27 protein-coding genes are annotated in these 26,706 nt (G+C 68.6%); 4 read left to right on the forward strand and 23 right to left on the reverse strand.

What is annotated here, in order from left to right; translation table 11 throughout:
- Window positions 1–148: 148 nt before the first annotated feature.
- From tatC to ACWD3C_RS32915, 10 genes are all read right to left on the reverse strand, one after another.
- Entirely contained in the window at window positions 149–1,081 is a 933-nt protein-coding gene (tatC, locus tag ACWD3C_RS32870) for a twin-arginine translocase subunit TatC (RefSeq protein ID WP_451149819.1), read from the reverse strand.
- Between the two features lie 72 nt (window positions 1,082–1,153).
- A complete protein-coding gene (gene tatA, locus ACWD3C_RS32875) occupies window positions 1,154–1,432 on the reverse strand; it encodes a Sec-independent protein translocase subunit TatA (RefSeq protein WP_451149820.1) in 279 nt (92 codons plus the stop codon).
- Window positions 1,433–1,726: 294 nt separating this feature from the next.
- Entirely contained in the window at window positions 1,727–1,921 is a 195-nt protein-coding gene (locus tag ACWD3C_RS32880) for a hypothetical protein (protein ID WP_451149821.1), read from the reverse strand.
- A gap of 38 nt (window positions 1,922–1,959) precedes the next feature.
- A complete protein-coding gene (locus ACWD3C_RS32885) occupies window positions 1,960–2,238 on the reverse strand; it encodes a hypothetical protein (protein WP_451149847.1) in 279 nt (92 codons plus the stop codon).
- A gap of 67 nt (window positions 2,239–2,305) precedes the next feature.
- On the reverse strand, window positions 2,306–3,346 hold the full coding sequence (locus tag ACWD3C_RS32890; protein WP_451149822.1) for a helix-turn-helix transcriptional regulator: 1,041 nt from the start codon (window positions 3,344–3,346) through the stop codon (window positions 2,306–2,308).
- 18 nt (window positions 3,347–3,364) lie between these two features.
- Complete coding sequence (locus ACWD3C_RS32895) at window positions 3,365–4,318, reverse strand: helix-turn-helix transcriptional regulator (protein WP_451149823.1); 954 nt, start codon at window positions 4,316–4,318, stop codon at window positions 3,365–3,367.
- 178 nt (window positions 4,319–4,496) lie between these two features.
- The gene (locus ACWD3C_RS32900) at window positions 4,497–4,871 is read right to left on the reverse strand and encodes an FKBP-type peptidyl-prolyl cis-trans isomerase (protein ID WP_451149824.1); all 375 of its coding nucleotides are present in this window, start codon (window positions 4,869–4,871) and stop codon (window positions 4,497–4,499) included.
- A gap of 62 nt (window positions 4,872–4,933) precedes the next feature.
- Window positions 4,934–5,926 (reverse strand): FKBP-type peptidyl-prolyl cis-trans isomerase, encoded by a 993-nt coding sequence (locus ACWD3C_RS32905; protein WP_451149825.1) that lies wholly within the window; start codon window positions 5,924–5,926, stop codon window positions 4,934–4,936.
- 131 nt (window positions 5,927–6,057) lie between these two features.
- On the reverse strand, window positions 6,058–7,419 hold the full coding sequence (pafA, locus tag ACWD3C_RS32910; protein WP_351058615.1) for a Pup--protein ligase: 1,362 nt from the start codon (window positions 7,417–7,419) through the stop codon (window positions 6,058–6,060).
- 9 nt (window positions 7,420–7,428) lie between these two features.
- Window positions 7,429–8,688: an MFS transporter gene (locus ACWD3C_RS32915; RefSeq protein ID WP_451149826.1), complete on the reverse strand. Its 1,260-nt coding sequence runs from the start codon at window positions 8,686–8,688 to the stop codon at window positions 7,429–7,431.
- Window positions 8,689–8,824: 136 nt separating this feature from the next.
- On the opposite strand from ACWD3C_RS32915, the gene ACWD3C_RS32920 reads away from it, so the two are divergent.
- Window positions 8,825–9,895 (forward strand): LacI family DNA-binding transcriptional regulator, encoded by a 1,071-nt coding sequence (locus ACWD3C_RS32920; protein WP_451149827.1) that lies wholly within the window; start codon window positions 8,825–8,827, stop codon window positions 9,893–9,895.
- A gap of 82 nt (window positions 9,896–9,977) precedes the next feature.
- Here ACWD3C_RS32920 and prcA read toward each other — a convergent pair whose 3' ends face one another.
- The 6 genes from prcA to arc all read right to left on the reverse strand — a co-directional run bounded on the left by prcA (window position 9,978) and on the right by arc (window position 16,092).
- Window positions 9,978–10,718 carry a proteasome subunit alpha gene (prcA, locus tag ACWD3C_RS32925; protein ID WP_451149828.1) on the reverse strand — a complete coding sequence of 247 codons (741 nt, stop codon included), beginning with the start codon at window positions 10,716–10,718 and terminating at the stop codon, window positions 9,978–9,980.
- 59 nt (window positions 10,719–10,777) lie between these two features.
- A complete protein-coding gene (prcB, locus tag ACWD3C_RS32930) occupies window positions 10,778–11,623 on the reverse strand; it encodes a proteasome subunit beta (protein ID WP_451149829.1) in 846 nt (281 codons plus the stop codon).
- Window positions 11,575–12,165, reverse strand: coding sequence for an endonuclease VII domain-containing protein (locus ACWD3C_RS32935; RefSeq protein WP_451149830.1), 591 nt, complete (start codon window positions 12,163–12,165; stop codon window positions 11,575–11,577). Before ACWD3C_RS32935 ends, prcB begins: the two co-directional genes overlap by 49 nt.
- A 41-nt stretch (window positions 12,166–12,206) precedes the next feature.
- A complete protein-coding gene (locus ACWD3C_RS32940; protein ID WP_062722796.1) occupies window positions 12,207–12,425 on the reverse strand; it encodes a ubiquitin-like protein Pup in 219 nt (72 codons plus the stop codon).
- Window positions 12,426–12,580: 155 nt separating this feature from the next.
- Entirely contained in the window at window positions 12,581–14,092 is a 1,512-nt protein-coding gene (gene dop, locus ACWD3C_RS32945; RefSeq protein ID WP_451149831.1) for a depupylase/deamidase Dop, read from the reverse strand.
- 233 nt (window positions 14,093–14,325) lie between these two features.
- Window positions 14,326–16,092, reverse strand: a complete 1,767-nt coding sequence (gene arc, locus ACWD3C_RS32950; protein WP_451149832.1) for a proteasome ATPase — start codon at window positions 16,090–16,092, stop codon at window positions 14,326–14,328.
- 246 nt (window positions 16,093–16,338) lie between these two features.
- On the opposite strand from arc, the gene ACWD3C_RS32955 reads away from it, so the two are divergent.
- Entirely contained in the window at window positions 16,339–16,644 is a 306-nt protein-coding gene (locus tag ACWD3C_RS32955) for a ferredoxin (protein WP_451149833.1), read from the forward strand.
- An 81-nt stretch (window positions 16,645–16,725) separates the two neighbouring features.
- Here ACWD3C_RS32955 and ACWD3C_RS32960 read toward each other — a convergent pair whose 3' ends face one another.
- The 3 genes from ACWD3C_RS32960 to ACWD3C_RS32970 all read right to left on the reverse strand — a co-directional run bounded on the left by ACWD3C_RS32960 (window position 16,726) and on the right by ACWD3C_RS32970 (window position 20,042).
- A complete protein-coding gene (locus ACWD3C_RS32960) occupies window positions 16,726–17,298 on the reverse strand; it encodes a hypothetical protein (protein WP_451149834.1) in 573 nt (190 codons plus the stop codon).
- Between the two features lie 206 nt (window positions 17,299–17,504).
- Window positions 17,505–18,404 (reverse strand): tRNA (adenine-N1)-methyltransferase, encoded by a 900-nt coding sequence (locus ACWD3C_RS32965; protein ID WP_451149835.1) that lies wholly within the window; start codon window positions 18,402–18,404, stop codon window positions 17,505–17,507.
- Between the two features lie 213 nt (window positions 18,405–18,617).
- Window positions 18,618–20,042 (reverse strand): site-2 protease family protein, encoded by a 1,425-nt coding sequence (locus ACWD3C_RS32970; protein ID WP_451149836.1) that lies wholly within the window; start codon window positions 20,040–20,042, stop codon window positions 18,618–18,620.
- A gap of 195 nt (window positions 20,043–20,237) precedes the next feature.
- On the opposite strand from ACWD3C_RS32970, the gene ACWD3C_RS32975 reads away from it, so the two are divergent.
- Together ACWD3C_RS32975 and ACWD3C_RS32980 are read left to right on the forward strand one after the other, a co-directional pair.
- On the forward strand, window positions 20,238–21,134 hold the full coding sequence (locus tag ACWD3C_RS32975) for a RecB family exonuclease (RefSeq protein WP_451149837.1): 897 nt from the start codon (window positions 20,238–20,240) through the stop codon (window positions 21,132–21,134).
- A 14-nt stretch (window positions 21,135–21,148) separates the two neighbouring features.
- Window positions 21,149–21,820, forward strand: coding sequence for a response regulator (locus ACWD3C_RS32980; protein WP_020141342.1), 672 nt, complete (start codon window positions 21,149–21,151; stop codon window positions 21,818–21,820).
- A 61-nt stretch (window positions 21,821–21,881) separates the two neighbouring features.
- On the opposite strand, the gene ACWD3C_RS32985 is transcribed toward ACWD3C_RS32980, so the two are convergent.
- The 4 genes from ACWD3C_RS32985 to ACWD3C_RS33000 form a co-directional block, all read right to left on the reverse strand.
- Entirely contained in the window at window positions 21,882–23,465 is a 1,584-nt protein-coding gene (locus ACWD3C_RS32985; protein ID WP_451149838.1) for an ABC transporter substrate-binding protein, read from the reverse strand.
- Window positions 23,466–23,547: 82 nt separating this feature from the next.
- Complete coding sequence (locus ACWD3C_RS32990; protein WP_451149839.1) at window positions 23,548–25,149, reverse strand: ABC transporter substrate-binding protein; 1,602 nt, start codon at window positions 25,147–25,149, stop codon at window positions 23,548–23,550.
- Between the two features lie 404 nt (window positions 25,150–25,553).
- Window positions 25,554–26,282, reverse strand: a complete 729-nt coding sequence (locus tag ACWD3C_RS32995; protein WP_451149840.1) for an HAD family hydrolase — start codon at window positions 26,280–26,282, stop codon at window positions 25,554–25,556.
- A gap of 187 nt (window positions 26,283–26,469) precedes the next feature.
- Window positions 26,470–26,706: vitamin B12 dependent-methionine synthase activation domain-containing protein (locus ACWD3C_RS33000; protein ID WP_451149841.1), on the reverse strand; the 237-nt coding region annotated here is incomplete at its 5' end.

Below are 26,706 nucleotides of genomic sequence, written 5' to 3' on the forward strand. Positions count from 1 at the left end.
ATCGCTGTCCGGGCCGGGGGTCCGTGCGGCTGGGCGGCCCGGTCCGGCATTCGGCCGCGTGGTGCGGCTGTGACGCGGGCGCGGCCGGTGCGTCACGGGGACGCACCGGCCGCGCATGGCCTTTCGGAGGTGTTCTTTCTCGCGCTCGTCAGGTCACGTCGTCGTAGCCGTTGATCCGGTCATGGTCGGAATCCGCCTGCTGCGGCAGGGCGGCCCGTCCGGCCGAGACCGTCTCGACCTCACCGATGGCCTCGGGCGTGAGGTCGAGGTCGGACGCCTCGTCGTCGCTCAGCTCGGGGCCCCGGGCACGGGCCCGACGGCGGTCGTTGATCAGGGAGAAGGCGACGGCACCGAAGTAGAGCGCGGTCATGGGCACCGCGAGGGCGATCATGGACACCGGGTCGGTGGGCGTCACCAGCGCCGCGAACACGGCGATGATCATCACCATGGGGCGCCACCAGCCCAGCATCCGCCGCCCGCTGACAACGCCGCCGACGTTCAGCAGGGACAGCACGATCGGCAGCTGGAAGGCCAGACCGAAGGCGACGGTCAGCTTGACCGAGATGTCGATCATGTCGTCGACGGTGATGTAGTTGACCGAGCCGGCGATGCTGAAGCCCAGCAGGGTCCGCACGGCGAAGGGCAGGATCCAGTGCGCGAGATAGGCGCCGAGGAGGAAGAGAGGTGTACCGATGCTCACCACGGTGAGCGCGTACTTCTTCTCGTTCCTGTGCAGTCCCGGCGCGACGAAGGCCCAGAGCTGGTAGAGCCACACCGGCGCCGCCGCGATCAGCGCGGCCACGAGCGACACCTTCATGTACGTGGTGAACGGCGAGGTGAGTCCCATCTGGGACAGCACGGCACAGCGGCCCTCCTGCGCGGCCGCTTCCGTCTCAAGGCATGTCGGCACCGGCGCGCTGATGAACTCCGCGATGTCCTTCGCGAAGAACAGTGCCAGAACCGTCAACGGCACAATGGCGAACAGCGCCTTGACCAGCCGGTTGCGCAGCTCGCGCAGGTGCTCCACCAGGGGCATCCGCCCCTCTGGGTCCTTGGGCTTGTTGCGGGCGGACTTGAGCAACCCACATCCTCGTCTCGGGGGGCAGCCTGCCTAGGGACCGGCCGCCCGTGTCTCAGCGATGGTTCTGTGGGCTCAGCCCTGCGTGGTGCGCTTGGGCTCCTCGACGGGGCGGGCGGTGGTGACGTCACCGGGAGCCGCCTGAATGGTCTTGGGCGCCGGAGCCTGCTCCGCCGTACCCGAGTCGGCGTTGTTCTCGGCCGTACCGTCGTTCTTCATGGCCGCTGCCTCGCTCTTGAGGATGCGGGCGGACTTGCCCAGGGAGCGAGCCATGTCCGGAAGCCGCTTCGCACCGAACAGCAGCAGAAGCAGTCCGGCAATGATAGCGATCTGCCAGATACCGACCTGACCCATAATTCCCCACTTTCCCACCGAAGCCGTGCGACTTGTGTGGTAGTGCGCTCGTCGGGGCCCTGTCCGAGACCCGTGTGAGCAGCAATCGTAACTCCGAGGAGTGAACGCCAGGCAATGGCCCTGCATCCTCCGAGTGCGATCCCAGGCCTCGTTCTCCGGGCCGCGATCAGCAGCGTACCTGCCGATGGTGTGAGGGTGACAGGGCGAAGTGAACGAAACCGCACACGGCCACGGAAATCACAGGCCACCGGGACCGTACGCACAGCGCGTCCACAGAACGAGCCGTGACCGTCCTCACAACATGTCCACGGAGCGGGCCGCGCCCGCGGACGCCCGCTCCAAGTCCTCGGCCGCGCGGTTGATACGACGTGCGGAATCCGTCACCTGCGTACCCAGACGCTGGGCCTCCAGGAAGACACGGACGGCGAGCACGCCGAGGACGGCGATTCCCAGGAAACCCACAGCGATCGCGAACATCGGCCAGAACATGACGGCGAGCCTAGCCCCTGGCTCCTGAGCGGGTCCGCTCAGCCCGCCGAGTGCAGCCTCAGCGTCCGGACCCCGCCCCCGGTGAGCAGTTCGACGATGCGTTCGCTCGCGGGCTTGCGGACGGAGGAGCCGCACTCGGGGCAGGTGAAGGAGTAGAAGGTGGTCTTGCTGGTCGCGCCGATGGCCAGCCGCAGGTCGCTCGCGCCCAGCTCGAAACTGGCCTCGCAGTCGGGGCAGCCGGCCCGGAAGACCACGTCGGCCGCTCTCTTCATGCCGGCGAACGCCACCGCCACGGACATCTCCTGCACACCAGACATCGCCGACCCGCTCACAGCCCTTGCTCCCCTATTTCTGGTTCGTTCGCCTCCGGCGCGCCCCTTCGGCTCACTCACCTCTGTCGTACCGACGGTCCTGAACTCCGTGGGGCGCACGCACTGCGGCGTGCGGTTCGTCGTACGCCGCCAGCGCCTCCCGCGCCGCCTGGCGGGCGCTGTCCCCCAGATCCTGCGGGGAGACGATCCGCCCGTCGCGGCCCAGTCGCAGCGCGAGCCGCCGCAGCGAGGCCGGGTCGGGCGTACGCAACGTGATACGCAGCCCGCCGTCGGGCAGTTCATCGGCGCTGTCGTGCGGGTAGTACTCGGCGACCCAGCGCCCGCCGGGGCCGACCTCGACGACGACCTCGGGGTCCTCGGCCGCGGGCTGCACGAGTGCCTCGGAGAGATCGCGCAGCTCGATCTCGGGCGGCGCGGACGGCTCGTCGAGGATCTTGATCTCGGCGACCCGGTCGAGCCGGAAGGTGCGGCGCGCCTCGGAGCGGCGGCACCAGGCCTCGACATAGGTGTGACCGACGCTGACCAGGCGGATCGGGTCGATCTCGCGCTCGGTGACCTCGTCGCGCGCGGGCGAGTAGTAGCGGATCCACAGGCGGCGGCGCTCGGAGATCGCGCGGTCGACGTCAGCGAAGACACCGCCCTCGGACTCGAAGGTCACCGACAGGCGTGCGCTGGCACCCGCCGCCTCTCCGGCCGCGGCCTCGACCTTGGCGGTGGCGCGCAGCAGGGCCTGCCGGTCGCTCTCGCGCAGCCCGGGCAGGGTGGACACCGCGCGGGCGGCCACGAGAAGGGCGGTGGCCTCGTCGGCGGCCAGACGCAGCGGCTCGGCCGCTTCCGCCCCCAGGGCGGCGGGGTTGTGCCACCAGATACGGTCGCCGTCGGTGTCGATGTCGAGCAGGTCGCCGCCGCGGAAGCTGGTCCCGCACAGGGGCAGCACGTCGAGGTCGGAGATCAGCTCGTCCTCGGTGATCCCGAAGGCGCGGGCGACGTCCTCGACCCGGGCGCCGGGGCGCTCGCGCAGATACGTCACCAGGGAGAGCATCCGCCGGGTCTGGTCGATGGCGTTCACGGGCCTGGCCGGTTTGCCTGCCACTGTGTCTTCCGCTCCCCCTCAGCCCTTGGCCACGGCACGCAGCCGGTCCACCACGTCGGCCCGCAGCTCGGCCGGCTCCAGGACCACCACGTCGGGCCCGAACTCCACCAGCCAGGCGTCCAGACCGTGCCCGTACGGAATCTCCAACTCGTCCCAGCCGTCGCCGAGTTCCCGCACCGAGGCGGCTCTCGCCCGCAAAGGGTAACCGGCGCCCGTACGCAGCCGGATCAGGGCGGAGCGGTCGGCGGTCTCCCCCGCCCAGCTCGCCACGGTCTCCCGTACGGTGACGACGTCGGGGACCTCGGCGGTGAACCGGCCGCCGCGGGTGCGCACCTTGCCGGTGATCCGGGAGAGCCGGAAGACACGCTCGGCGCCCCGGTCGCGGTCCCAGCCCGCCAGGTACCAGTGGCCGCGCCAGCACTCCAGCGCCCACGGCTCGACCAGGCGGGGCTCGGGGCGGGCGGCGGTGGCCTTGCGGTACTCGAAGGCGACCGGGCGACGGTCCCGGCAGGCGAGCATCAGCGGCTCGAAGGCGGCCTCGTGCACCGGGATGCGCGGCTCCAGGGCGCCATGGGCCTCGTACGGGTCGACGCCCTCGGGGAGCCCGGCGGCGCGCAGCTTCTGCAGGGCACCGCTGGCCGCGCCCGCGAGTCGGACCTGCTGCCAGACCTTGGCGGCCAGGCCGAGGGCGGCGGCCTCCTCGGCGTCGAGGGTGATGGGCGGCAGGCGGTTGCTGTCGCGGCGGGCCAGGTAGCCGACCTCGCCGTCGAGGTTCTCCACCGTCTCGATGACCAGGCCGAGTTCGCGCAGATCGTCCTTGTCGCGCTCGAACATCCGGTTGAACGAGTCGTCCGACCCGGCTTCGAGATATGCCTCGATGGACTCACGAAGTTCGCGCTTGCTGAGCGGCCGCCGCGTCCCGAGCAGACACAACGCCAGATTCATCAGCCGCTCGGCCTTGGCAATGGCCATCGACGCGCTACATCCTCTCGTTAGGCCCTTCTGCCGGATGACCGTACCGCTCCGGAGTGTCGCGGCAAAAGCCGAGGACCCATGCCCGGACAGGCATGGGCCCCAGGTGATCAAGTCCGGTCGGACGCCATACAGAGGTCTTGCGACGATCGGGCCATGACCGGACCCGATACGACGATCAGACCCCGACCAGGTCGCAGACGAAGATCAGCGTCTCGCCGGGGGCGATACGGCCGCCACCCGCGCCACGGTCGCCGTAGGCGAGGTGCGCCGGGATGGTCAGCTGACGGCGACCGCCGACCTTCATGCCCTGCACGCCCTGGTCCCAGCCGGCGATGACCTGGCCGACCCCGAGCTGGAACTGCAGCGGCGTACCGCGGTTCCAGGACGCGTCGAACTCCTCGCCGCTGGAGAAGGACACGCCCACGTAGTGGACGGAGACGGTGTCGCCCGCCTTGGCGACCGGCCCGTCACCCTCCCAGATGTCCTTGATCTCAAGGTCCTTCGGGGGCTCGCCGCCCGGGAAGTCGATCTCGGGCTTGTCGATGCTCACGTCTGACGCTCCTGCTGGTGTACGAACAAGGCAACACGGACAGTCTCACATCCCCGAAGGGATTACATCTTCGCGAGGATGTCGACGGTGAAGACCATCGTCGAGTCCTTCTCGATGCCGCTGCCGCTCGGCGGGTTGTCGCCGTAACCGAGATCCGGGGGGATCACGATCAGCAGACGACTGCCCACCTTCTTGCCGGTCATGCCCTGGGACCACCCCTTGACAACCTGCTGGAGCGAGAACGAGCTGAGCTGACCCCGGCCGTACGTGGAGTCGAACTCCTTGCCGGTGTCCCAGACCACGCCCTGGTATTGCACCAGGACGGTGCTGTCGGCCGCGAGCTTCTCACCGTCGCCCTCGATGACGTAGTTCGCCACCAGCTTCGTCGGCGCGTCGGCGTCGGGGATGTCGATGGAGGGGGCCTCGCCGTCGGTGTTGGTACCCACCTTCGGCAGGTCGGCGTTGTCCTGCGCGACCTCCGTCCCCTTGGCCGAGCTCTTGCCGCTGAACGTGTCCTGGATGTCGACGACGAAGACGAGCGTGTCGGTGCCCTTGATACCTCCCTGCGGGTTGCCCTCCGTGCCGTAGCCCAAGGCCGGCGGAACGGCCATCTCGACGCGGCTGCCCGCCTTCTTGCCCGCCAGGGCGTACCGCCAGCCGTCGATGATGCTGCCCTGGGCCAGCTGGATGAGCAGCGGGGCCTTGCGGTCGTAGGAGTTGTCGAAGACCTTCGCCGAGTCCCAGATCTGGCCGAGGTAGTGGGCCTGGACATAGTCGTTCTCGGCGACCGTCCGGCCGTTGCCCGCGATGACCGTCTTCACCGCCAGGTCCTTCGACGGGTCGCCGCTGCCCTTGGCGACGGTCGGCTTCTCACCGAACTTCGCACCCGCCGTGATCGCGGGCAGCGGTCCGTCCACGATCGTCGGCGGCTTCGCCGACTCGCTCGGGGAAGGGGACGGGCTGCTGGAGTCGGCCGTGTCGGACTCATCGTCACCGCATGCGGCGAGCGTGACCAGTCCGGCGGGTACGGCGATGAGCAGGGAGCGTCGGCGCACGGTGGGGGCCTCGTATCGGTCGATCTTGTGTGGATGGCGTGCGCGCAACTCTACGGCGTGAGAAGGGCGCCGTACGGCAAACGTACGGCGCCCAGCGTTGCGTTCCGGAACCGGGCCGGAAACAACACGACTCACATTCCGGCGATCAGCTTTTCCACCCGGTCGTCCACGGAACGGAACGGGTCCTTGCACAACACGGTGCGCTGCGCCTGGTCGTTGAGCTTCAGATGCACCCAGTCGACGGTGAAATCGCGGCGCTGTTCCTGAGCGCGCCGGATGAAGTCACCACGCAGCCGGGCCCGAGTGGTCTGCGGGGGAACGGACTTGCCCTCGAAGATCTTCAAATCGTTGCAGATCCGGGCGGCTTGACCCTTCTTCTCCAGGAGGTAGTACAGGCCTCGGCGGCGGTGGATGTCGTGGTAGGCGAGGTCTATCTGCGCGACCCTCGGGTGCGACATGGTCATGTTGTGCTTGGCGCGGTACCGCTCCAGGAGCTTGTACTTCATGACCCAGTCGATCTCGGTGCCGATCCGGTCGAGGTCCTCGGCCTCGATCGCGTCGAGCGTGCGGCCCCACAGTTCGAGGACCTGCTCGACGGTGCCGGTACGGATGCCGCGGCGCTCGCAGAAGTCCACGGCCTTCTCGTAGTACTCGCGCTGCACCTCCAGCGCGGAGGCCTCACGGCCACTGGCCAGACGCACCTTGCGACGGCCGGTGATGTCATGGCTGACCTCGCGGATCGCCCGGATCGGGTTCTCCAGGGTGAGGTCACGCATGACCGTGCCCGCCTCGATCATGCGCAGCACCAGATCGGTGGCGCCGACCTTGAGCAGCATGGTCGTCTCGGACATGTTCGAGTCGCCCACGATGACGTGGAGGCGGCGGTAGCGCTCGGCGTCCGCGTGCGGCTCGTCCCGCGTGTTGATGATCGGCCGGGAGCGGGTCGTCGCCGAGCTGACGCCCTCCCAGATGTGCTCGGCACGCTGGCTGACGCAGTACACGGCGCCACGCGGAGTCTGCAGCACCTTGCCCGCGCCGCACAGCAGCTGCCGGGTGACGAGGAACGGAATGAGGATGTCCGCGAGCCGGGAGAACTCCCCGTGCCGGGCCACCAGATAGTTCTCGTGGCAGCCGTAGGAGTTGCCTGCCGAGTCGGTGTTGTTCTTGAAGAGGTAGACGTCGCCCGCGATTCCTTCCTCGTGCAGGCGTCGTTCGGCGTCGACCAGGAGTCCTTCGAGAATGCGCTCGCCGGCCTTGTCGTGGGTGACCAGCTCGGTCACGTTGTCACATTCGGGTGTCGCGTATTCCGGATGTGAACCCACGTCGAGATACAGGCGGGCACCGTTCCGCAGAAAGACATTGCTGCTGCGGCCCCATGACACGACACGGCGGAAGAGGTACCGCGCCACCTCGTCAGGAGACAGGCGGCGCTGTCCCCTGAACGTACACGTGACGCCGTACTCGTTCTCCAGCCCGAAAATGCGGCGGTCCATGACTGAACATTACGCCCGATCCCCTGAGCTGAAACGGGGTTCGGCAGCACGGTTTGGATCATTTTCCGAAGAAGACGCAACCACCGCGCCCCCACCCGGAGCAGCCAGGAACCGCCCCGTGACCAGCAGAACCAGCAGGGACACCGCCCCCGCCGCGCCCGGCACGCCGAAGCCCCACAGCGCGCCGCCCGCCTCGACGACGGGTCCCGCCAGACCCGTCCCAATGGACGCCCCCACCGTGAACGTCGTCACAAGCCAGGAGAACGCCTCGGTGACGGTACCGCGCGGCGCATGCCGGTCGACCAGCACGAACGCGCAGGCGAGGGCGGGCGCGAGGAACACCCCGGCGAGCGCGGTGAGCGCCGTCATGCCGACCGGGCCCGGCATCAGCATCAGCGGCAGGTAACACACCGCCAGAAGGGCCACGATCACCTGGAGTCGACGCTCGGGCGCCCCGCTCCACCGGCGTGCGCCGTACGCGACACCGCCGACGAGCGCGCCCAGCCCCAGGCCCGCCATCAGCCACCCGTACACCACGTCCCCGCCGTTGTCGTCCGCGTACGACACCGCGGCGACCGTGATGGAGCCGAGCGCGCTCCCCACGAAGAGGAACGCGGCCAGCATCGCCAGGAGGCCGGGCGAGCGCAGAGCGCCCAGCCAGTGCGCCTCGCGCGGAGCCGAGCGCCACGCGCGCGAGGGCGGCGACACGACGACCGAGAGCGCGCCCAGGACACCCACGACGTGCAGCAGGACGAGCGCGGCCGGAGCGGACCACAGGGACACGCACAGGGTCACGAGCAGCGGGCCCACGGTGAACATGACCTCCTGGGCCACGGCGTCCATCGCGTACGCCGTGTGCACCTGGTCCTCCTTACGGAGGACGGAGGGCCACAGCGCACGCAGACCGCCCTCCAGGGGAGGCGCGCAGAGCCCGGCGACCGCCGTGGACACATACGCCAGCGGCAGCGGGTCCGGGCCCGCGAGGGCGAAGACGGTCATCCCCAGGGTCGCGACGACCGAGGCCGGCAGCTGGACACGCGGCTGCCCGTACAGATCCACGAGCCGCCCGAGCAGCGGCTGCCCCACGGCGTTGGACACCCCGTACACGGCCGCCAGCGCCCCGGCGAGGCTGTAGGTGCCGCCCTCGGCGCGCACGAAGAGCACGATGGCGATATGGGCGGTGGCGTTCGGCAACCGCCCCACCAGCGTGCCGACGAGCAGACGCGTGGCGTACCGCGCCCTGAGGATCTCCAGGTACCCGCCGGACATGTCCCGCCCTTCCCGTCGCCCGCAGCGCAGGGCCAGCATCAAGTTTTACGTATAACGTCGTCCGCCATACGTACCATGTGCGCTGTCCGCGAGTCCAGACACCGCGAATGACCAGAAGAAGAGGAGCAGGCCGACGGTGGCAACAGGAAGCACGCGCCCCACGAGCCGTGACGTCGCCCAGGCCGCCGGAGTCTCCCAGGCAGCCGTCTCCCTCGTCCTCGGCGACAAATGGCGCGGCCGAGTCTCCGCGACCACGGCCGAACGCGTCCGGGAGGCCGCACGCGAGCTCGGCTACCGGCCCAACCTGGCCGCCCGCAACCTCCGCCTCGGCCGCACCCGCACCGTCCTCCTCGTCGTCCCCGCACTCACCACCGAGTTCTTCGCGGGCGTCTACACCGGCGCGGCCCGCGTCGCCGCCCAGCACGGCTTCGGCGTCGTCCTCTACCCCTCCCCCGAAGGCATCGGACCCGCCCACCCGTCTCCCACCACCACCCTCAAAGGAAGGCCCTTGCGGGCCACCCCTATTCCTGACCCCTTCGCCTCCGCACAGGCCGCCCTGGACGGCGTCATCGCCTCCTCCATGGCCGCCGACGCCCTCACCGCGATCCGCGGCGACCAACTGCCCCTGGTCATGCTCGACAGCGACCCACAGGGCAGCCTGGGCGCGGCAACCGTCAACCTCGACATCGCAGACGGCGCACGACAGATCGCCGAACACCTACTCACCCTGGGCCACCGCCGCTTCCTGCACCTGGCGGCCGACATCGCCTCCTGGACCTTCGACGTACGAGCCCGAGAACTCGCCGCACGCCTGGCCCAAGTCCCCGGCACCGAACTCCGCACCACCCGCGCGCCGATCTCCATCGAAGACGCCTTGACCGCCGCCGAGACCGCCCTCGCCGCACCCGGCCCCCGCCCCACCGCCCTCGTCTGCGACGACGACAAACTGGCCGCCGGCGCCTACAAGGCCGCCCGCCGCCTGGGCCTGCGCATCCCCGACGACCTCTCCGTCACCGGCCTCGACGACCTCGCCCTCGCCACCGCCATCGACCCGGAACTCACCACCGTCCGCCTCGACGCCGAACTCTTCGGAGAACGGGGCATGGCGGCCCTCCTGGCCGTCCTGGAGGGCCGCACGCCCAAGGAGGGAGACATTCCGGTACAGCTGGTGGTACGGGGCTCCACGGCGCCGCCACGGCGCTCCTGAGCCGCCCCCTGCAAAACGCAGTGCGCCCCGGCCTGGACCGGCCGGGGCGCACTGCGTGGCGGGGTGAGAGAAACAGTCGGGTCTACTCCTCCTCCTCGGAGCTCTCGGCCTCCGTGGACGCGCCGCCCTCCTCCAGCAGACGGGCGAGCTGCCGGCCGACGATCCGCTTGAACTTGCGCTGCTGCGGACGCGTACGGTCCAGCACCGCGACCTCCAGGCGCTCGGCGGGAATCTCCCGCTGCGTGCCGTTCGTGTCCCGGGACAAGGCCTGCACGGCCAGCTTGAGCGCCTCGGCCAGGCTCATTCCGTCCTGGTGGCGCTGATCCAGATAGCTGCTGATCTGCTCGGCGTTGCCGCCGACCGCGACCGAGCCGTGCTCGTCCACGATCGAACCGTCGTGCGGCAGCCGATAGATCTGGTCACCGTCGGGCGTCTCACCGACCTCGGCGACGACCAGCTCCACCTCGTACGGCTTCTCCGCCGCGCTGGAGAAGATCGTGCCCAGCGTCTGGGCGTAGACATTGGCGAGGCCGCGGGCGGTCACGTCATCACGGTCGTAGGTGTAACCCCGCAGGTCGGCGTAGCGGACGCCACCGATCCGGAGATTCTCGTACTCGTTGTACTTACCGGCGGCCGCGAAACCGATCCGGTCATAGATCTCGCTGAACTTGTGCAGCGCACGGGACGGATTCTCGCCGATGAAGACGATGCCATCGGCATACTGCAGCACGACCAGGCTGCGCCCGCGCGCGATGCCCTTGCGGGCGAACTCGGCACGGTCGGTCATCGCCTGCTGAGGTGAGACATAGAACGGCGTCGACACCGGTTATCCATCCCTTTCCGTCGAAGTCACAGGATCACCTTGCAAGAGAGGCCCGCCGCTTACAGCAGCGCGGCCCGCGGGCCGTCGGGCTGCTCCAGGCGCCGCTCCAGAATCGAGCGGGCGATCTCGGAGGACTCCTCCTCGGTGAGCCGACGGAAGCCGTCCTCGGTGATCACGGTGACGATCGGATAGATCCGGCGGGCGACATCGGGACCACCGGTCGCCGAGTCGTCGTCTGCCGCGTCGTACAGAGCCTGGACCACCAGAGTCGTGGCCTGCTCCTCGGTCAGGTCCTCACGGAAGAGCTTCTTCATGGCACCGCGCGCGAAGATCGAACCGGAGCCCGTGGCCGCATAGCCCCGCTCCTCGGAACGGCCGCCCGTGACGTCGTAGGAGAAGATGCGCCCCTTGCCACGGTCGACGTCGTAACCGGCGAACAGGGGCACCACAGCGAGACCCTGCAAGGCCATGCCGAGGTTGGAACGGATCATTGTGGACAGACGGTTGGCCTTGCCCTCCAGGGAGAGCTGCGTGCCCTCGACCTTCTCGAAGTGCTCCAGCTCCAGCTGGAAGAGCTTGACCATCTCGACGGCCAGGCCGGCGGTGCCGGCGATACCGACGGCCGAGTACTCATCGGCGGGGAACACCTTCTCGATGTCCCGCTGCGCGATCACATTGCCCATCGTGGCCCGACGGTCACCGGCCAGCACCACGCCGCCGGGGAACGAGGCGGCCACGATGGTCGTGCCGTGCGGCGCCTCGACCGCTCCCTGGACCGGGGGCAGCTTCCTGTTGCCGGGCAGGATGCCGGGCTGGTGCTCGGACAGGAAGTCCACGAAGGACGACGACCCAGGCGTCAGGAAGGCAGCCGGTAGACGCCCGGTGCTACGAGTGTTGGCTTCCACGCGTTTCCTTCCACGTATGTCGCAGCCCGCCTTATGACGTCGGGCCGATCCTTGAACTGCCCCAGTGCGGCGTTGCAGCTGAAGCACAGTACGCCTCGGACCCTACCCGTGTTGTGGCAGTGATCCACATGCTCGGCTGGAGCCGCAAGGCAGATGCAACAGATGCCCTGCTGCTCCGCGACCATCGCCTCCAACTCAGCTGGCGTGAGGCCATAGGTGCGCTTCAGGTGGCCCGTACGGTTGTCGACGGCGCGGCAGGCCCGGCAACGAGACGCCAGGCCATCGCGGGACGACATCTTGCGATGCCATTCAGAGTGGGGCTTGATCTCTCCACAGCCCTGACAGTGCTTGTGGCCCTCCCGGACCGCCTCCGGAGGCGGGACTCTACCCATGGCCTCCTGGCGCCTCCGGTCGGACTCACCGGCACAATCACGACAGCGGCGCTGCAGGCCATCAAGGTTCGACCGCTTCTGCGCGAAGGCCGCGCGCGGCTTGACCTCGCCGCACCGCGCGCAGCGCTTCACACTCCGCTCATTCGCCACTCACCCACCCCGTTTACCTTCATTTCAAAGGCAAAGGTGACTCATTGGCCACCCTTTTGAACGAAGGACCTCACAAAATCCTCGGCATTCTCTTCGAGCACATCATCGATTTCGTCGAGGACGGAGTCCACGTCATCGCTCAGCTTCTCCTGGCGCTCCTTGAGGTCCTCCGAAGCCTGCGCCTCCGTCGCCTGCTCCTCGACTTCCTCGGTGGAGCGCGTCGCCTTCTGCTGTCCGCCGCCGGTGTCCTTGGTCGCCATAACCCTCACCCCGCTCGGTTCGACGTTCTTGATCAGACCCTACAAGCAGGGTCCGACATCGGCCCCGCAGTTCTCTCAACGTCCGGGGACCACCTCGATGATTCCCGGACGCCGACTTTTCCACCCTGGTCGGCCGGATCGGCCGAAGGGCCCGTTCAGCCGCCCGACAGGACCTTGACCAGGTCTTCTGCCGTGCGGCAGCGGTCCAGGAGCTCCTTGACGTGATTACGCGTTCCGCGAAGCGGTTCCAGGGTTGGGACGCGCTGGAGCGAGTCCCGGCCCGGGAGGTCGAAGATCACCGAGTCCCAGGAAGCCGCCGCGACGTCGTCGGCGTACTGCTCCAGGCACCGCCCGCGGAAGTACGCGCGGGTGTCCTCCGGCGGCTTCGTACGGGCCCGTTCCACGTCCGTCTCGTCGAGCAGCCGCTTGATCTTGCCGCGGGCCGCGAGGCGGTTGTAGAGGCCTTTCTCGGCCCGTACGTCGGCGTACTGGAGGTCGATGAGGTGTAGCCGGGCCGCGTCCCAGTCGAGGCTGTCACGGCGCCGGTAGCCCTCCATGAGTTCCTTCTTGGCTACCCAGTCGAGCTCTGCGGACAGGCTCATCGGGTCGTTCTCCAGGCGGCTCAGCACGTCCTCCCAGCGGCTGAGGACGTCCTTGGTCTGTTCGTCGGCGTCGGCCCCGTACCGTTCCTCGACGTACTTGCGCGAGAGTTCGTAGTACTCCATCTGCAGTTGGACCGCGGTGAGTGTCCGGCCGCTGCGGAGTGTGACGAGGCGCTTGAGGGTCGGGTCGTGGGAGACCTGATGGAGGGTGCGTACGGGCTGGTCGACGGCGAGGTCCACGGCGATGAAGCCGTCCTCGATCATGGAGAGGACCAGGGCGGTCGTGCCCAGCTTCAGGTACGTCGAGATCTCCGAGAGGTTGGCGTCGCCGATGATCACGTGCAGGCGGCGGTACTTCTCGGCGTCGGCGTGGGGTTCGTCGCGGGTGTTGATGATGGGGCGCTTGAGGGTGGTTTCGAGGCCGACCTCGACTTCGAAGTAGTCGGCGCGCTGGCTGATCTGGAAGCCGTGCTCGTGTCCGTCCTGGCCGATGCCGACGCGGCCCGCTCCGGTGAAGACCTGGCGTGAGACGAAGAACGGCGTGAGGTGGCGCACGATGTCCGAGAAGGGCGTTTCCCGCTTCATCAGGTAGTTCTCGTGTGTGCCGTAGGAGGCGCCCTTGTTGTCGGTGTTGTTCTTGTAGAGGTGGATCGGCTGGGCGCCGGGGAGCTGGGCCGCGCGTTCTGCGGCCTCTGCCATGATGCGTTCGCCGGCCTTGTCCCAGAGGACGGCGTCCCTCGGGTTGGTGACTTCGGGGGCGCTGTATTCGGGGTGTGCGTGGTCGACGTACAGGCGCGCACCGTTGGTGAGGATCACGTTGGCGAGGCCGATGTCCTCGTCGGTGAGCTGGCTGGCGTCGGCGGCCTCGCGGGCGAGGTCGAAGCCTCGCGCGTCCCGCAGCGGGTTCTCCTCCTCGAAGTCCCAGCGGGCCCGGCGGGCCCGGTGCATCGCCGCCGCGTAGGCGTTGACGATCTGGGATGAGGTGAGCATGGCATTGGCGTTGGGGTGGCCGGGGACGGAGATTCCGTACTCCGTCTCGATGCCCATTACTCGCCGTACGGTCATGCGGCCCTCCTTGCCCGGCGGCGCCCTCGGTCGGGGGCGGCGCTCAAGTACCGCTGGTGCTCCGGTGCGTGTGCGGTGCCCGTCCCCGCACTGCGCGACTCGGCGGTACGAAAGAGCCTAGAACGCCTCTGCGCTGGTGGGGAGATCATTTGCGTCATTGCCTTGATCGAGCCGTGCCCTGGAAAACAGTCGGCTGCGGGTACCCGGTGAGGGCACCCGCAGCCGCCCCGGCTTTACAGGTACTGTCCGGTGTTGGCCACCGTGTCGATGGAGCGTCCGGTGTCGGCGCCCTGCTTTCCGGTGATGAGGGTGCGGATGTAGACGATCCGCTCGCCCTTCTTTCCGGAGATGCGGGCCCAGTCGTCCGGGTTGGTGGTGTTGGGCAGGTCCTCGTTCTCCTTGAACTCGTCCACGCAGGCCTGGAGGAGGTGGGAGACGCGCAGGCCCTTCTGGTTCTTGTCGAGGAAGTCCTTGATCGCCATCTTCTTGGCGCGGCCGACGATGTTTTCGATCATGGCGCCGGAGTTGAAGTCCTTGAAGTAGAGAACTTCCTTGTCGCCGTTGGCGTAGGTGACCTCCAGGAAGCGGTTCTCCTCGGTTTCGGTGTACATGTGTTCCACGGCGGCCTGGATCATGCTCTGGACCGTGGTTTCCTTGCTGCCGCCGTGTTCGCCGAGGTCGTCGGCGTGCAGTGGGAGGCGCTCGGTGAGGTACTTGCCGAAGATGTCCTTGGCCGCTTCGGCGTCCGGACGCTCGATCTTGATTTTCACATCGAGGCGGCCGGGGCGCAGGATGGCGGGGTCGATCATGTCCTCGCGGTTGGAGGCGCCGATCACGACCACGTTCTGCAGGCCCTCCACGCCGTCGATCTCGGCGAGCAGCTGGGGGACGATGGTGTTCTCCACGTCGGAGCTGACGCCGGAGCCGCGGGTGCGGAAGAGGGATTCCATTTCGTCGAAGAAGACGATGACGGGTGTGCCCTCGCTGGCCTTTTCGCGTGCGCGTTGGAAGACGAGGCGGATCTGCCGCTCGGTCTCGCCGACGTACTTGTTGAGGAGCTCGGGGCCCTTGATGTTGAGGAAGAAGCTCTTGCCGGCGGCCTGGCCGGTGACTTCGGCGACCTTTTTGGCCAGTGAGTTGGCGACGGCCTTGGCGATGAGGGTCTTGCCGCATCCGGGAGGGCCGTAGAGCAGGACGCCCTTGGGCGGCCGCAGTTCGTGCTCCTTGAACAGGTCGGGGTAGAGGTACGGCAGCTCGACCGCGTCGCGGATCATCTCGATCTGGTTGCCCAGGCCACCGATCTGCTCGTAGCCGATGTCGGGGACCTCTTCGAGGACGAGCTCTTCGACCTCGCTCTTGGGTACGACCTCGTAGACGTAGCCGGAGCGGGGTTCGAGCAGGAGGGCGTCGCCGGCGCGGATGGTGACGTCCAGCAGCGGCTCGGCGAGCCGTACCACCCGTTCCTCGTCGGTGTGCCCGAGTACCAGGGCGCGCTCGCCGTCCTCGAGGATCTCCTTGAGGGTGACGATGTCCCCGACGCGCTCGAATTCCATGGCGTCGACCACGTTGAGCGCTTCGTTGAGCATTACTTCCTGGCCGCGCCGGAGCTCGTCGAGGTCGACGCTGGGGCTGACGTTCACGCGGAGCTTGCGGCCGCCGGTGAAGATGTCGGCCGTGCCGTCCTCGTTCGCCACGAGGAAGACTCCGAAGCCGGCCGGGGGCTGTGCGAGCCGGTCGACCTCTTCCTTGAGGGCCACGATCTGGTCGCGGGCCTCACGGAGCGTGTTGGCGAGTCGCTCGTTCTGGGCGGACACGCCGGCCAGGTTTGTCTGCAGCTCGACGATCCGCTCTTCGAGAATTCTCGTGTGCCGCGGAGAGTCGGCGAGCTTGCGTCGCAGGACGGCGATCTCCTGCTCAAGGTAGGCGATCTGCCCGGCCGGGTCGTCGGACCCTCGTCCCGGGCGGATGCCGCGGTTCATGTCGTCGTCGTGGGCTGCCACGGTCCTCACCTCCTCCAAGGGGAGCTGGACGCTTCCAGACCCTACCTGGGTGGGTGTCGATTGAAACCCCTAGATCACAAAGACTGTCAAGGTGTGTCCGATCTTCACCCTTGCGCTCTCCCTCACGCCAGGGGAATACCCACCGAACATGGTTGGGAAGCGGGCGCGGGTAGTGTCGAAGTGTTCAACACCCGCCAGGGTCCGGATCGTTCCCGAAACGGCCAGGCGCGAGAAACGGCAGGAGAGATGACTGTGCAGCAGGAGGCCGGAGTCGGCGGCGAGGCGCTCGAGGTCTGGATCGACCAGGACCTGTGCACCGGTGACGGCATCTGTGCCCAGTACGCTCCCGAGGTCTTCGAGCTGGACATCGACGGGCTGGCCTATGTCAAGGGCGGGGACGAGGAGTTGCTGCAGGCTCCGGGTGCCACGGCGCCGGTGCCGCTGCCGCTGCTGGGGGATGTGGTGGACTCCGTGAAGGAGTGCCCCGGGGAGTGCATTCACGTGCGTCGGGTTTCGGACAGGGTCGAGGTGCACGGTCCGGACGTGGAGTGACCTGGCGGGCACCCTGCGTCACTTGATGTCTGTTTTCTCACATCCGGTTCGGCGTCCGGCCGTGTGCCGTTTCGCGGCTTCTCACACGCTGTGTGCGCCGGCGGGTGTGGTGCGTACGAACGTGCCGTTCTTCCACTGCCACTTGGCGCTGTCGTTGATGTCGGGGCAGCAACTGGGTACGTCGGGCGAGGAGTAGCCGAGCAGGGTCGTGGTGATGGCTTGGTCACGCACGGCGAAGTCGGTGACGGTGAGGCGGTCCTCGGGTTCGACGAGGGTGGCGACCACGCGCGGGGTGCCGTCGCTGCCGCGGCTGAGGACGTAGATGCCGTCGGGTGGGGTGCCGGAGCCGGCGTCGCAGTGGACGACGGCGACCGTTTCGGGGGTGCCGTCGCCGTCGAGGTCTCCGGTCGCCGACTTCTCGACGACGGCTTCGAGAGGGCCGCAGTCGAGGGGGAACTCCACCGTCGCGGGGTCGGGGGCCGCGGCCGTGGCCGGGGCGGGCTTGGCGTCCGGGCCCGGCTGGGCGGCGGTGGCCGAGTCGGGCTGGAGCGCGGAGGACAGGGCGACGACCCCGGCGAGGGCGGCGGCCGTGACGGCCCAGTGGATCGGGCGGGTGTGCGTGTGAGCCAGTTCCGGGACCACGGGTTGCTGCACTAGGAGCGTCTCCTGTGAGGGCTGTGCCGACCGTTGGGTGACCGCATGGTGCCATACGTCACACAGAGGTGGAACGGTGGGGTCCGGAGTTCTGGCGGCGCGTCAACGGGAAGGACTCGCGGCCGAGTTCCCGGGCGTGCTTCGGGAACTCGGCCACGAGGGTGGTGCGTTGTACGCGGCACAGGGCCGCCCGAGGGGGCGGTGGCTCAGCGGCCGCCGCCGTCGGCGTTGGGGCCGGCGTAGTCCTCGCCGTAGGCGCCCTTGGCGGGGCGGCGGCGGCGCATCGGCGGTTCGACGCCGTCGGCGAGGCGGCGGGCGGTGAGCAGGAAGCCGGTGTGGCCGATCATCCGGTGGTCGGGGCGGACGGCGAGGCCCTCGATGTGCCAGTTGCGGATCATCGTCTCCCAGGCGGTCGGCTCGTTGAAGCAGCCGATCTCGCGGATGGATTCGACGGTCCGGGCGAGCTGGGTGGTGGTGGCGACGTAGCTGCACAGGATGCCGCCGGGGACGAGTGCCTTGGAGACGGCCTCCAGGCATTCCCAGGGGGCGAGCATGTCGAGGATGACGCGGTCGACGTCGGTGTCGCTGAGGTTGTCCTGGAGGTCGCCGACGGTGAGCTGCCAGGCGGGGTGGGGGCCGCCGAAGTAGCGTTCCACGTTCCCTTGGGCGATCTCGGCGAAGTCCGCGCGGCGCTCGTAGCTGTGCAGCATGCCCTGGTCGCCGATGGCGCGCAGCAGGAAGCTGCTGAGCGAGCCGGAGCCGACGCCGGCCTCGACGACGCGTGCGCCGGGGAAGATGTCGGCGAAGGCGAGGATCTGCCCCGCGTCCTTGGGGTAGACCACGGCGGCGCCGCGGGGCATGGACAGGACGTAGTCGGGGAGCAGGGGGCGCAGCGCCAGGTAGGCGACGTTCCCTGTGGTGCGGACAACACTGCCCTCGGGAGCGCCGATCAGCTCGTCGTGCGGGAACGAACCCTTGTGGGTGTGGAAGTTCTTCCCCGCTTCGAGCGTGAACGTGTAGTGGCGTCCCTTGGGGTCGGTGAGCTGGACCTGGTCCCCGACCTTGAAGGGCCCGCGACGGCGGGCGGCACCGGTCGGTTCGGACATGTGACCAGCCTACCGGCGTTTGCGGGGGTCGCCGACCACTCAGCGCTCCGCTGGCTGTGTCGATATGCGGCTCCGCCGCGGGGCCGCGCTGTGCCGTCGATCGTCTGCGGCGCCGGCGTGGCTGGTCGCGCCCACGCGGCGGAGCCGCATGGTGACGCCGCTCCGCGCCCCTTCAGGGCGCTGCCCAACCGCAGCGGACTTCGCCCGACCTGCTTACGTGGGCCGGGCCATGGCCTTCACGAAGGCCCGTTCCACGTCCGCCGCGGACAGTACGCCGTAGATCTCGCCGGACTCCTCGACGACGAGGTATTCGGTGGCGGGGGTGGTGCGCAGGGCTTCGAGGAGGTCTTCGCCGGCGAGTTCGGCGGAGACGCGCATGCCATCGGTGATGTCCTGGGCGAGGCCGCTGACGGCGACCCAGGGGCGGCGGTGTTCGGGTACGCCGACGATGGCGGACTCGCGGACGAGGGAGAGGGGCAGGCCGTCGGTGTCGACCACGACGAGGGCGCGGGCGCCGGCTTCGTTGGCGCGGCGCAGGGCCTCGGAGAGGGGGGTGTTGGTTTCGACGGGGACGGCGCGGCGGGTGAGGGCGCGGGCGCGGAGTTCGGGCAGGTGTTCGCGGAGCCGGGCCATGCGGAGGCTGTTTCCGGCGCCGGTCCAGATGATGGCGGCGAGGATCGCGGCGAGGAGGGCGTCCATGACGGTGTCCATGCCGCCGATGTCCTGGGCGTCGGTGCCGAGCGCGCCGGAGTGGGTGAGCAGGGGCAGGCCGATCAGGACGGAGACGGCGAGGGCGCGGCCGACCCAGGCGGCGGCGATCGTGCCGGTCATCGGTTTGCCGGTGATCTTCCAGACGACGGCGCGGAGCATGCGGCCGCCGTCGAGGGGCAGGCCGGGCAGCAGGTTGAACGCGGCGACGATGAGGTTGGAGATCATCAGCCCGGCGAGCAGTACGGCCGGTACGGTGCCCGGTTCCACGGTCTGCAGTGCGCCGTAGAACAGGATGGCGAGGATGAGGGAGAGGAGCGGGCCGACGAAGGCGAGGACGAATTCGCGGCCCGGGGTCTCGGACTCCTTCTCGATCTCGGAGACTCCGCCGAAGAACTGCAGCTGGATGCGGCGTACCGGCAGTTTGAAGCGCAGGGCGGCGACGGTGTGGGCGAGTTCGTGGACGAGGACGGAGGCGTAGAAGGCGACCGCGAAGAAGAGGGAGACCAGGTAGCGGGCGCCGCCGAGTTCGGGGAGGACGCGGTCGAGCTGGCCGCCGAACACCCAGGTGATGAGGGCGGCGACGAGGAACCAGCTGGGGGCGACGTACACGGGGACGCCGAAGGGGCGGCCCATGAGGATGCCGCCGCCGGGTTCCTTGGGGCGCTGGGGCGGTTTGGGTGCGTCGGAGAGGGCGTGGGTACGGGCGGGGTCCTCGTGGTTGTCGTGTTCCGGTGTCCGGTGGGCCGGGCCGGGCTCGGGCGCGTCGGCCGGGGGCCGGATGTGCTCCGGAGTGTCTCCGTCGGCCCGGTCGTCGCGCGGCTCCGTTCCGGGGCGTGCGGTGCCGGACGGGGTGGAGGGCCCCGCGGGGCGCTCGTTCGCCTCGTCGCTGCCGGATCGCGGCTGCCCGCTCCCGCCGCTCTCGTCCACGATGTCCCCTCGTTCGAAGCGTCTTCCGCGCCCGGGTCGTGGAGGGCGGAAGGGTCTGTGGTCGATGCTATGCGGTCGTCGCGGCTCGTTCCGCCCCGGTACCCCCTCTGTTTCCTCGGTGGCGTGCGGGAGGTTGTCCACAGCCTCGGGACGCGGATACGTCACTGTCAGTGGCGGGCCGTATGGTCTGTCGTCATGGAAACCAGTACCGACGGCGCGGCGCCGGCCGATGCCACCGCTGCCCTGCCTCCGGCCTCGTTGTCGCCTTCGCGCGCGAGCGACTTCATGCAGTGTCCGTTGCTGTACCGGTTCCGGGTGATCGACAAGCTGCCCGAGAAGCCGAGTGAGGCGGCGACCAGGGGAACGCTGGTGCACGCGGTCCTTGAGCGGCTGTTCGACGCGCCGGCGGCGGAGCGGACGGCGCCGCGAGCCAGGGCCCTGGTTCCGGGGCAGTGGGACCGGCTGCGTGAGAGCAGGCCGGAGGTCGTGGAGCTGTTCGCGGACGACCCGGAGGGTGAGCGGCTGGCCCGCTGGCTGGCGGAGGCCGAGCAGTTGGTGGAGCGCTGGTTCTCGCTGGAGGACCCGACGCGGCTGGAGCCGGCCGAGCGGGAACTGTTCGTGGAGGCCGAGTTGGATTCGGGTCTGAGGCTGCGCGGGATCATCGACCGTGTCGATGTGGCGCCCACGGGGGAGGTGCGGATCGTCGACTACAAGACGGGCAAGGCTCCCAGACCCGAGTACGCCGAGGGCGCCCTGTTCCAGATGAAGTTCTACGCCTTGGTGGTGTGGCGCTTGAAGAACGTGGTCCCGCGCCGTCTTCAGCTCGTGTATCTCGGCAGCGGTGACGTCCTGACGTACGACCCGGTCGTGGCGGACCTGGAGCGGGTCGAGCGCAAGCTGCTGGCGCTGTGGGAGGCGATCCGGATGGCGACGGAGACGGGTGAGTGGCGGCCGCGGCCCACCAAGCTGTGCGGCTGGTGCGACCACCAGGAGGTGTGTCCGGAATTCGGCGGCACTCCCCCGCCGTATCCGCTGCCGGTCAGGGCGCCCGCGTCCGGTGGCGGCACGCAGGGCAGAATGGGGCCGGACTAGCGAAGGAGACTTACGTGGCCATCCGTGTCCTACTGGTCGACGACCAGCCGCTGCTGCGTACCGGCTTCCGGATGATCCTGGAGGCGGAGCAGGACATCGCGGTCGTCGGCGAGGCCGGAGACGGCCTCCAGGCGCTCGATCAGGTGCGTGCGCTGCAGCCCGATGTGGTTCTGATGGACATCCGTATGCCGCGGATGGACGGTGTCGAGGCGACCCGGCAGATCACCGGGCCGGGGCGGGACGGTCCGGCGAAGGTGCTGGTGCTGACGACGTTCGACCTCGACGAGTATGTGGTGGAGGCGTTGCGGGCGGGGGCCAGTGGGTTCCTGCTGAAGGACGCGCCGGCCAATGAGCTGGTGCAGGCGATCCGGGTGGTGGCCGCCGGTGAGGCCATGCTCGCGCCGAGCATCACGCGCCGGCTCCTCGACAAGTACGCGACGCATCTGCCCTCGGGCGACGAGCCGGTGCCGGACACGCTGCACACGCTCACCGACCGCGAGGTGGAGGTACTGAAGCTGGTGGCGCGCGGGCTGTCCAACGCGGAGATCGCGGCCGATCTGTTCGTCAGCGAGACCACGGTGAAGACGCATGTGGGCCATGTGCTGACCAAGTTGGGATTGCGGGACCGGGTGCAGGCCGCGGTGTACGCGTACGAGAGCGGTCTGGTGCGTCCCGGCGCTCAGTGAGCCGTGCCGGACGAACGCCGAGGGCGCCCCTCCTGTCGGGAGGGGCGCCCTCATGCGTGTGTCAGCCCTTGCTGATCTCCCAGAAGCGGAAGACGGTCGACGCGTCGAGGCAGTACTCCAGGCCGTAGACATTCTCGCCGACGACGGCGTACTGCTTGGCCTGCCAGATCGGGATGACCGGGAGGTCCTTGGCGACGATGTTCTGGAGTTCGGCGTACTCGTCCTCGGTCGCGGAGCGCTCGCTCTGGCTTGCGGTCCTCGGGATGAGGTCGCCGGTGATCTTGTTGTTGGCGTAGTTGTTGCTCAGCACGTTGCCCTCGCCGAAGAAGGGGCTCGTGAAGTTGTCGGGGTCCGGGTAGTCGGGCACCCAGCCCTTGACGTACACGCCGTACTTGCCGTCGGCGATGTCCTTCTCGTACTGGTCGAAGGAGACGGACTGGACGGTCGCGTCGAACAGGCCGCTGGTGTTGAGCTGTTCGGCGATGGCCTCCAGCGCGGCGTCGGTGGACGGGCCGTAGCGCGAGGGGGTCGACCAGAGCGTCAGCTCGACCTTGTCGTCGACGCCGTCGGCGCGCAGTACGGCCTCGGCCTTGGCCTTGGAGGGGCGGGCGCCGTAGGTATCGAAGAAGGCCGTGTTGTGGCCGGTGATGCCGGCCGGGATGATCGAGTACAGCGGTGTGGCCGTGTCCTGGTAGACCTCGCTGACCAGGGTCTCGCGGTCGAGCAGGTAGGCGATGGCCTTGCGGACGCCGAGTTGGCCCGCCACGGGGTCGTCCATGTTGAAGACCAGGTGCTGCACCTCGGCGCCGGTGCCGTCGACGATGTCGACGCTGCTGTCGATGGAGGTGTCGGCCTCGATGTCGGCGATGTCGGCGGCGGTGAGACCGCGGTAGGCGATGTCGATCTTGTTGTCGTGCAGGGCCTGCTTCAGGCCGTCCTGGTCGCCGTGGAAGAACATGAGGGTGACGCCGGAGTTCTCCACGTCGGCGGTGCCCTTGTAGTTGGCGTTGACCGAGAAGACTGCCTCGTCCTCGGTGAAGGAGTCGAGCTTGTACGGGCCGGAGCCGACCGCCTTGCCGTCCTCGCGCAGCCCGTCGGCGTCGTACGAGCGGTGGTCGACGATCGAGCCGGCGCCGGAGGCGATCTTGCTCGGGAAGGTGGCGTCGGCGTACTTGAGCTTGAAGACGACAGTCCTGGCGTCCGGCGTCTCGACCTCGTCGAGCATGGGGAACATGATCGCCGGGCCGTTGTCGTCGTTGATCTCCATCATGCGGTCGAAGGAGAACTTGACGTCCTTCGAGGTGAGGGAGGAGCCGTTGCTGAACTTCAGGCCGTCCTTGAGCGTGCACGCGTAGACCGTGGTCGAGGTGTCCTCGAAGGAGCACTCCTCGGCGGCCTCGGGCTGGGGTTCCGTGCCGCCGTTGGGGAAGCTCAGCAGTGACTGGAAGACGTTGTTGAAGAGCAGCCATGATCCGGGGTCGTAGCCGGAGGCGGGGTCGGTGGCCAGGATGTCGTCGGACATCCCCATCGCCACGGTGGAGCCGTTGCCCGCGGAGTCTCCCGTTTCGGAGCCGCATCCGGTGAGCAGGCCGACGGACAGTCCCGCCGTGATGGACAGGACCGGCCACTGGTTACGCATGTTCACTTGGGTGTGCCTTGTTCGTCGGTTCTCGAAGGACTCCGGGCCCGGTGGGGCCCGGAGCGTGGGAAGGTGTGACGGCTCTTGGTCAGCCGCTCACGCCGCGGCCCAGCTCCCACAGCTGGAGGGTCGCGGAGGAGCTGATCGCCCACTCCGCGCCGGTGATGTCGTCGCGGGCCGCGATGTACTGGTTGCCCTGCCACAGCGGCAGGACTGGGACGTCCTCGGCGACGATGTCCTGGACCGCGGTGAGGCTCTGCGAGGCGCTGAGGCGGTCGGCCTCACGGCGGGACTGCGGGATCAGCGTGTTGCGGATCTCCTCGTTGGCGTACGGCGAGCCGAGGAAGTTGTCCTTGTCGAGGAACGGCGCGACGTAGTTGTCGGCGTCCGGGAAGTCCGGGAACCAGCCCATGCCGTAGACGTCGTACTCGCCCTCCTGTTCGGCCGGGCGGAAGGTGGCCCACGGGGCGCCCTCGATGTCGGTCTCGAACAGTCCGCTGTCGTTCAGCTGCCGGCTCAGCAGCTCGAACTCCTCCTTGGTGGCGGCACCGTAGTGGTCGGTCGTGTAGTGGAGCGTCAGCTTCACCGGGGTGTCGATGCCGACCTGGGTCAGAATCCGCCTGGCGGCCGCGGTGTTCGGGTCGCCATAGGTGTTGAAGAACGAGTTGGAGTGGCCGGTGATGGTGGCCGGGACCAGCGAGAACAAGGGCTCGGCGGTGGTGCCGTACACCTTGGAGACGAGTTCGCCGCGGTCGACGATCTGGGCCATGGCCTGGCGGACGGCCTTGTTCTCGACCGAGGGGGCGTCGGTGTTGAAGGCGAGGTAGCGGATCTCCAGGCCGGGCAGCTCGATCAGGTCGACATCGGTGTCGGCGGAGTCGGAGAGCCGCTCGATCTGCTTCGGCGTCATGGTGCGGGTCATCAGGTCGATGTCGCCCTTGTCGAGGGCGGCGCCCATGGCGTCGGCGTCCTCGAAGGAGCGCAGTTCGGCCTTGCCGTTCTTCGGTTCGAGGAGCCCCTTGTAGCGGGAGTTCTTCGTGAAGACGGCGCTGACGAGCTCGTCGTTCTTCACCTCTGCGCGGAGGGTGTAGGGGCCGGAGCCGTCGACCTTGAAGCCGTCGCGGAGCTTGTCCTTCTCGTAGTCGTCCGGGTTGACGATGCCGGCGACGGGCGTGGACAGCTTGTACGGGAAGGTGGCGTCGGGGCTGTTGAGGTGGAAGATGACCTCGTTGTCGCCCTTGGTCTCGACGAGCTGGATCCCGGACAGCAGGGCGAAGACGCCGCTGTCGGCCTTGATGGAGCGGGCGCGGTCGATGGAGAACTTGACGTCCTCGGCGGTGACCGGGTCGCCGTTCGCGAACTTCAGGTCCTTGCGGAGTTCGCAGGCGTAGCGCTCGTTGCCGGTGTCCGTGAACCCGCAGCTCTCGGCGGCGTCGGGCTGCGGTTGGCCGTCGCCGCGGGGCTGGGCCATCAGGGTCTGCACGGTCTGGCGCAGGATGTTCCAGGTGCCGACGTCGTACGCGTACGCCGGGTCGAGCGGCGCGGGGGCGTCGCTGGAGGCGGTGAACCGGTCCGTGGTGCCGACGACGATCGCGTCGCCGTCGCCGCTGCCGCTGTCGGAGCCGCACGCGGCGAGCACCGGGGCGAGCAGGCCGATGACGGCCGGCAGCACCAAAGTCTTGCGGTTCATGCTCGTGTTTCTCCAGAGCTGTCGATTCCGCGACTCCAGCCTGCGGGGTGGTGCGAGCGGGCCACGGGACGGTACGGCGATGTTCTCGCGATGAGATTAGTCCGCGCCGCCAGAGGGGTTCGCGGGCACCGGAGTTGAGTTCCCATCACGCTGCGGAATCGGCTGTGGACACACCGGTGAATCAGTGGCGGAAGCTTTTGGTGCACCCTTCATCAATCGGGACACAAGGACGCGCGGAACAGTCCCGAGAAGGGGGCAAGACACGTGTCAACACCCCAAGCCGACCCCTCGATGGGTGGTGAACATCACACCTTGAACCGGGTTGCCCGGTAGTGGAATTCGGCCAGTCCCAGGAACCGAATTACCCGTGAGGGGATCATAGATTTTCTCCCGGATTCAATTGTTCACGCTGGGTGAAGGTCTGGTGCATTTCCGTCGCCGATCACCATCAGGCCGCGCAGAAATTGCAGGTCGACTTCTTCGAGCGAGGTCACGACGGTACGCCGGGCGGCGGGGGCGATCGGCGCCACCGAGGGCACGGCGACCACATGGCAGCCCGCGGCCTCGGCCGCCGCGACACCGGTCGCGGTGTCCTCGACGACCGCGCATCTGGCCGGATCCGCGCCCAGCCCGGCGGCCGCCAGCAGATACGGGTCCGGGTGCGGCTTGGTCCGCTCGACCTCGTCGCCAGCGACCGTCAACGCGAAGTGCTGCGGGCCGAGCGAGGTCAGCACCCGGTCGATGATGCGCCGGTGCGAGGCGGAGACCAGGGCGGTGGGAACCCGGTACTCGACGAGTTCGGCGAGGAGCCTCCCGGCACCCGGCATCAGCGGCAGCGAGCGCCCGATGCGGTCCTCGAACCCGTCGTTGAGCAGCACCGTGAGTTCGGCGAGGGTGATGTCGGCGCCGGTGGCCTCGATCAGGAAGCCCGCGCTGCGGGTCATGGGACCGCCGACCACGACATGACGCCAGGAGTCGTCGAGCGTATGACCGAGGCCCGCGAAGACCTCGACCTCGACGTCCCACCAGAATCCCTCGGTGTCCACCAGGGTTCCGTCCATGTCGAGGAGCACGGCCTGCAGGCCTGAGCCTTGGGCCGTACGGGTTCCGAGCGCGGGGACCGTACTGGTCATCCGGGCGCACCTCCTTGAGGGACGATCAGGCCGGTTGCCCTGGTTTTCACCGAGGGGCAACCGGCCTGCAGTGGACCGACCAGTCTACGACTTATCCGATCAGCGTGCGTTGTGACACCGGCCCTGTGGCGTACTTCTCATCACGGAAGGGCCCGCTGAGGGTCGCCTCAGCGGGCTCTTCAAGGGCTCAGCGCGCGTTGAAGTATTTCGCCTCGGGGTGGTGGATGACGATGGCGTCGGTGGACTGCTCGGGGTGGAGCTGGAACTCTTCGGAGAGCTTGACGCCGATGCGTTCGGGTTCCAGGAGTTCGGCGATCTTGGCGCGGTCCTCCAGGTCGGGGCAGGCGCCGTAGCCCAGGGAGAAGCGGGCGCCGCGGTACTTGAGGTCGAACATGTCCTCGATGGCGGCGGGGTCCTGTCCGGC

It is taken from the genome of Streptomyces sp. NPDC002845 (assembly GCF_053591955.1).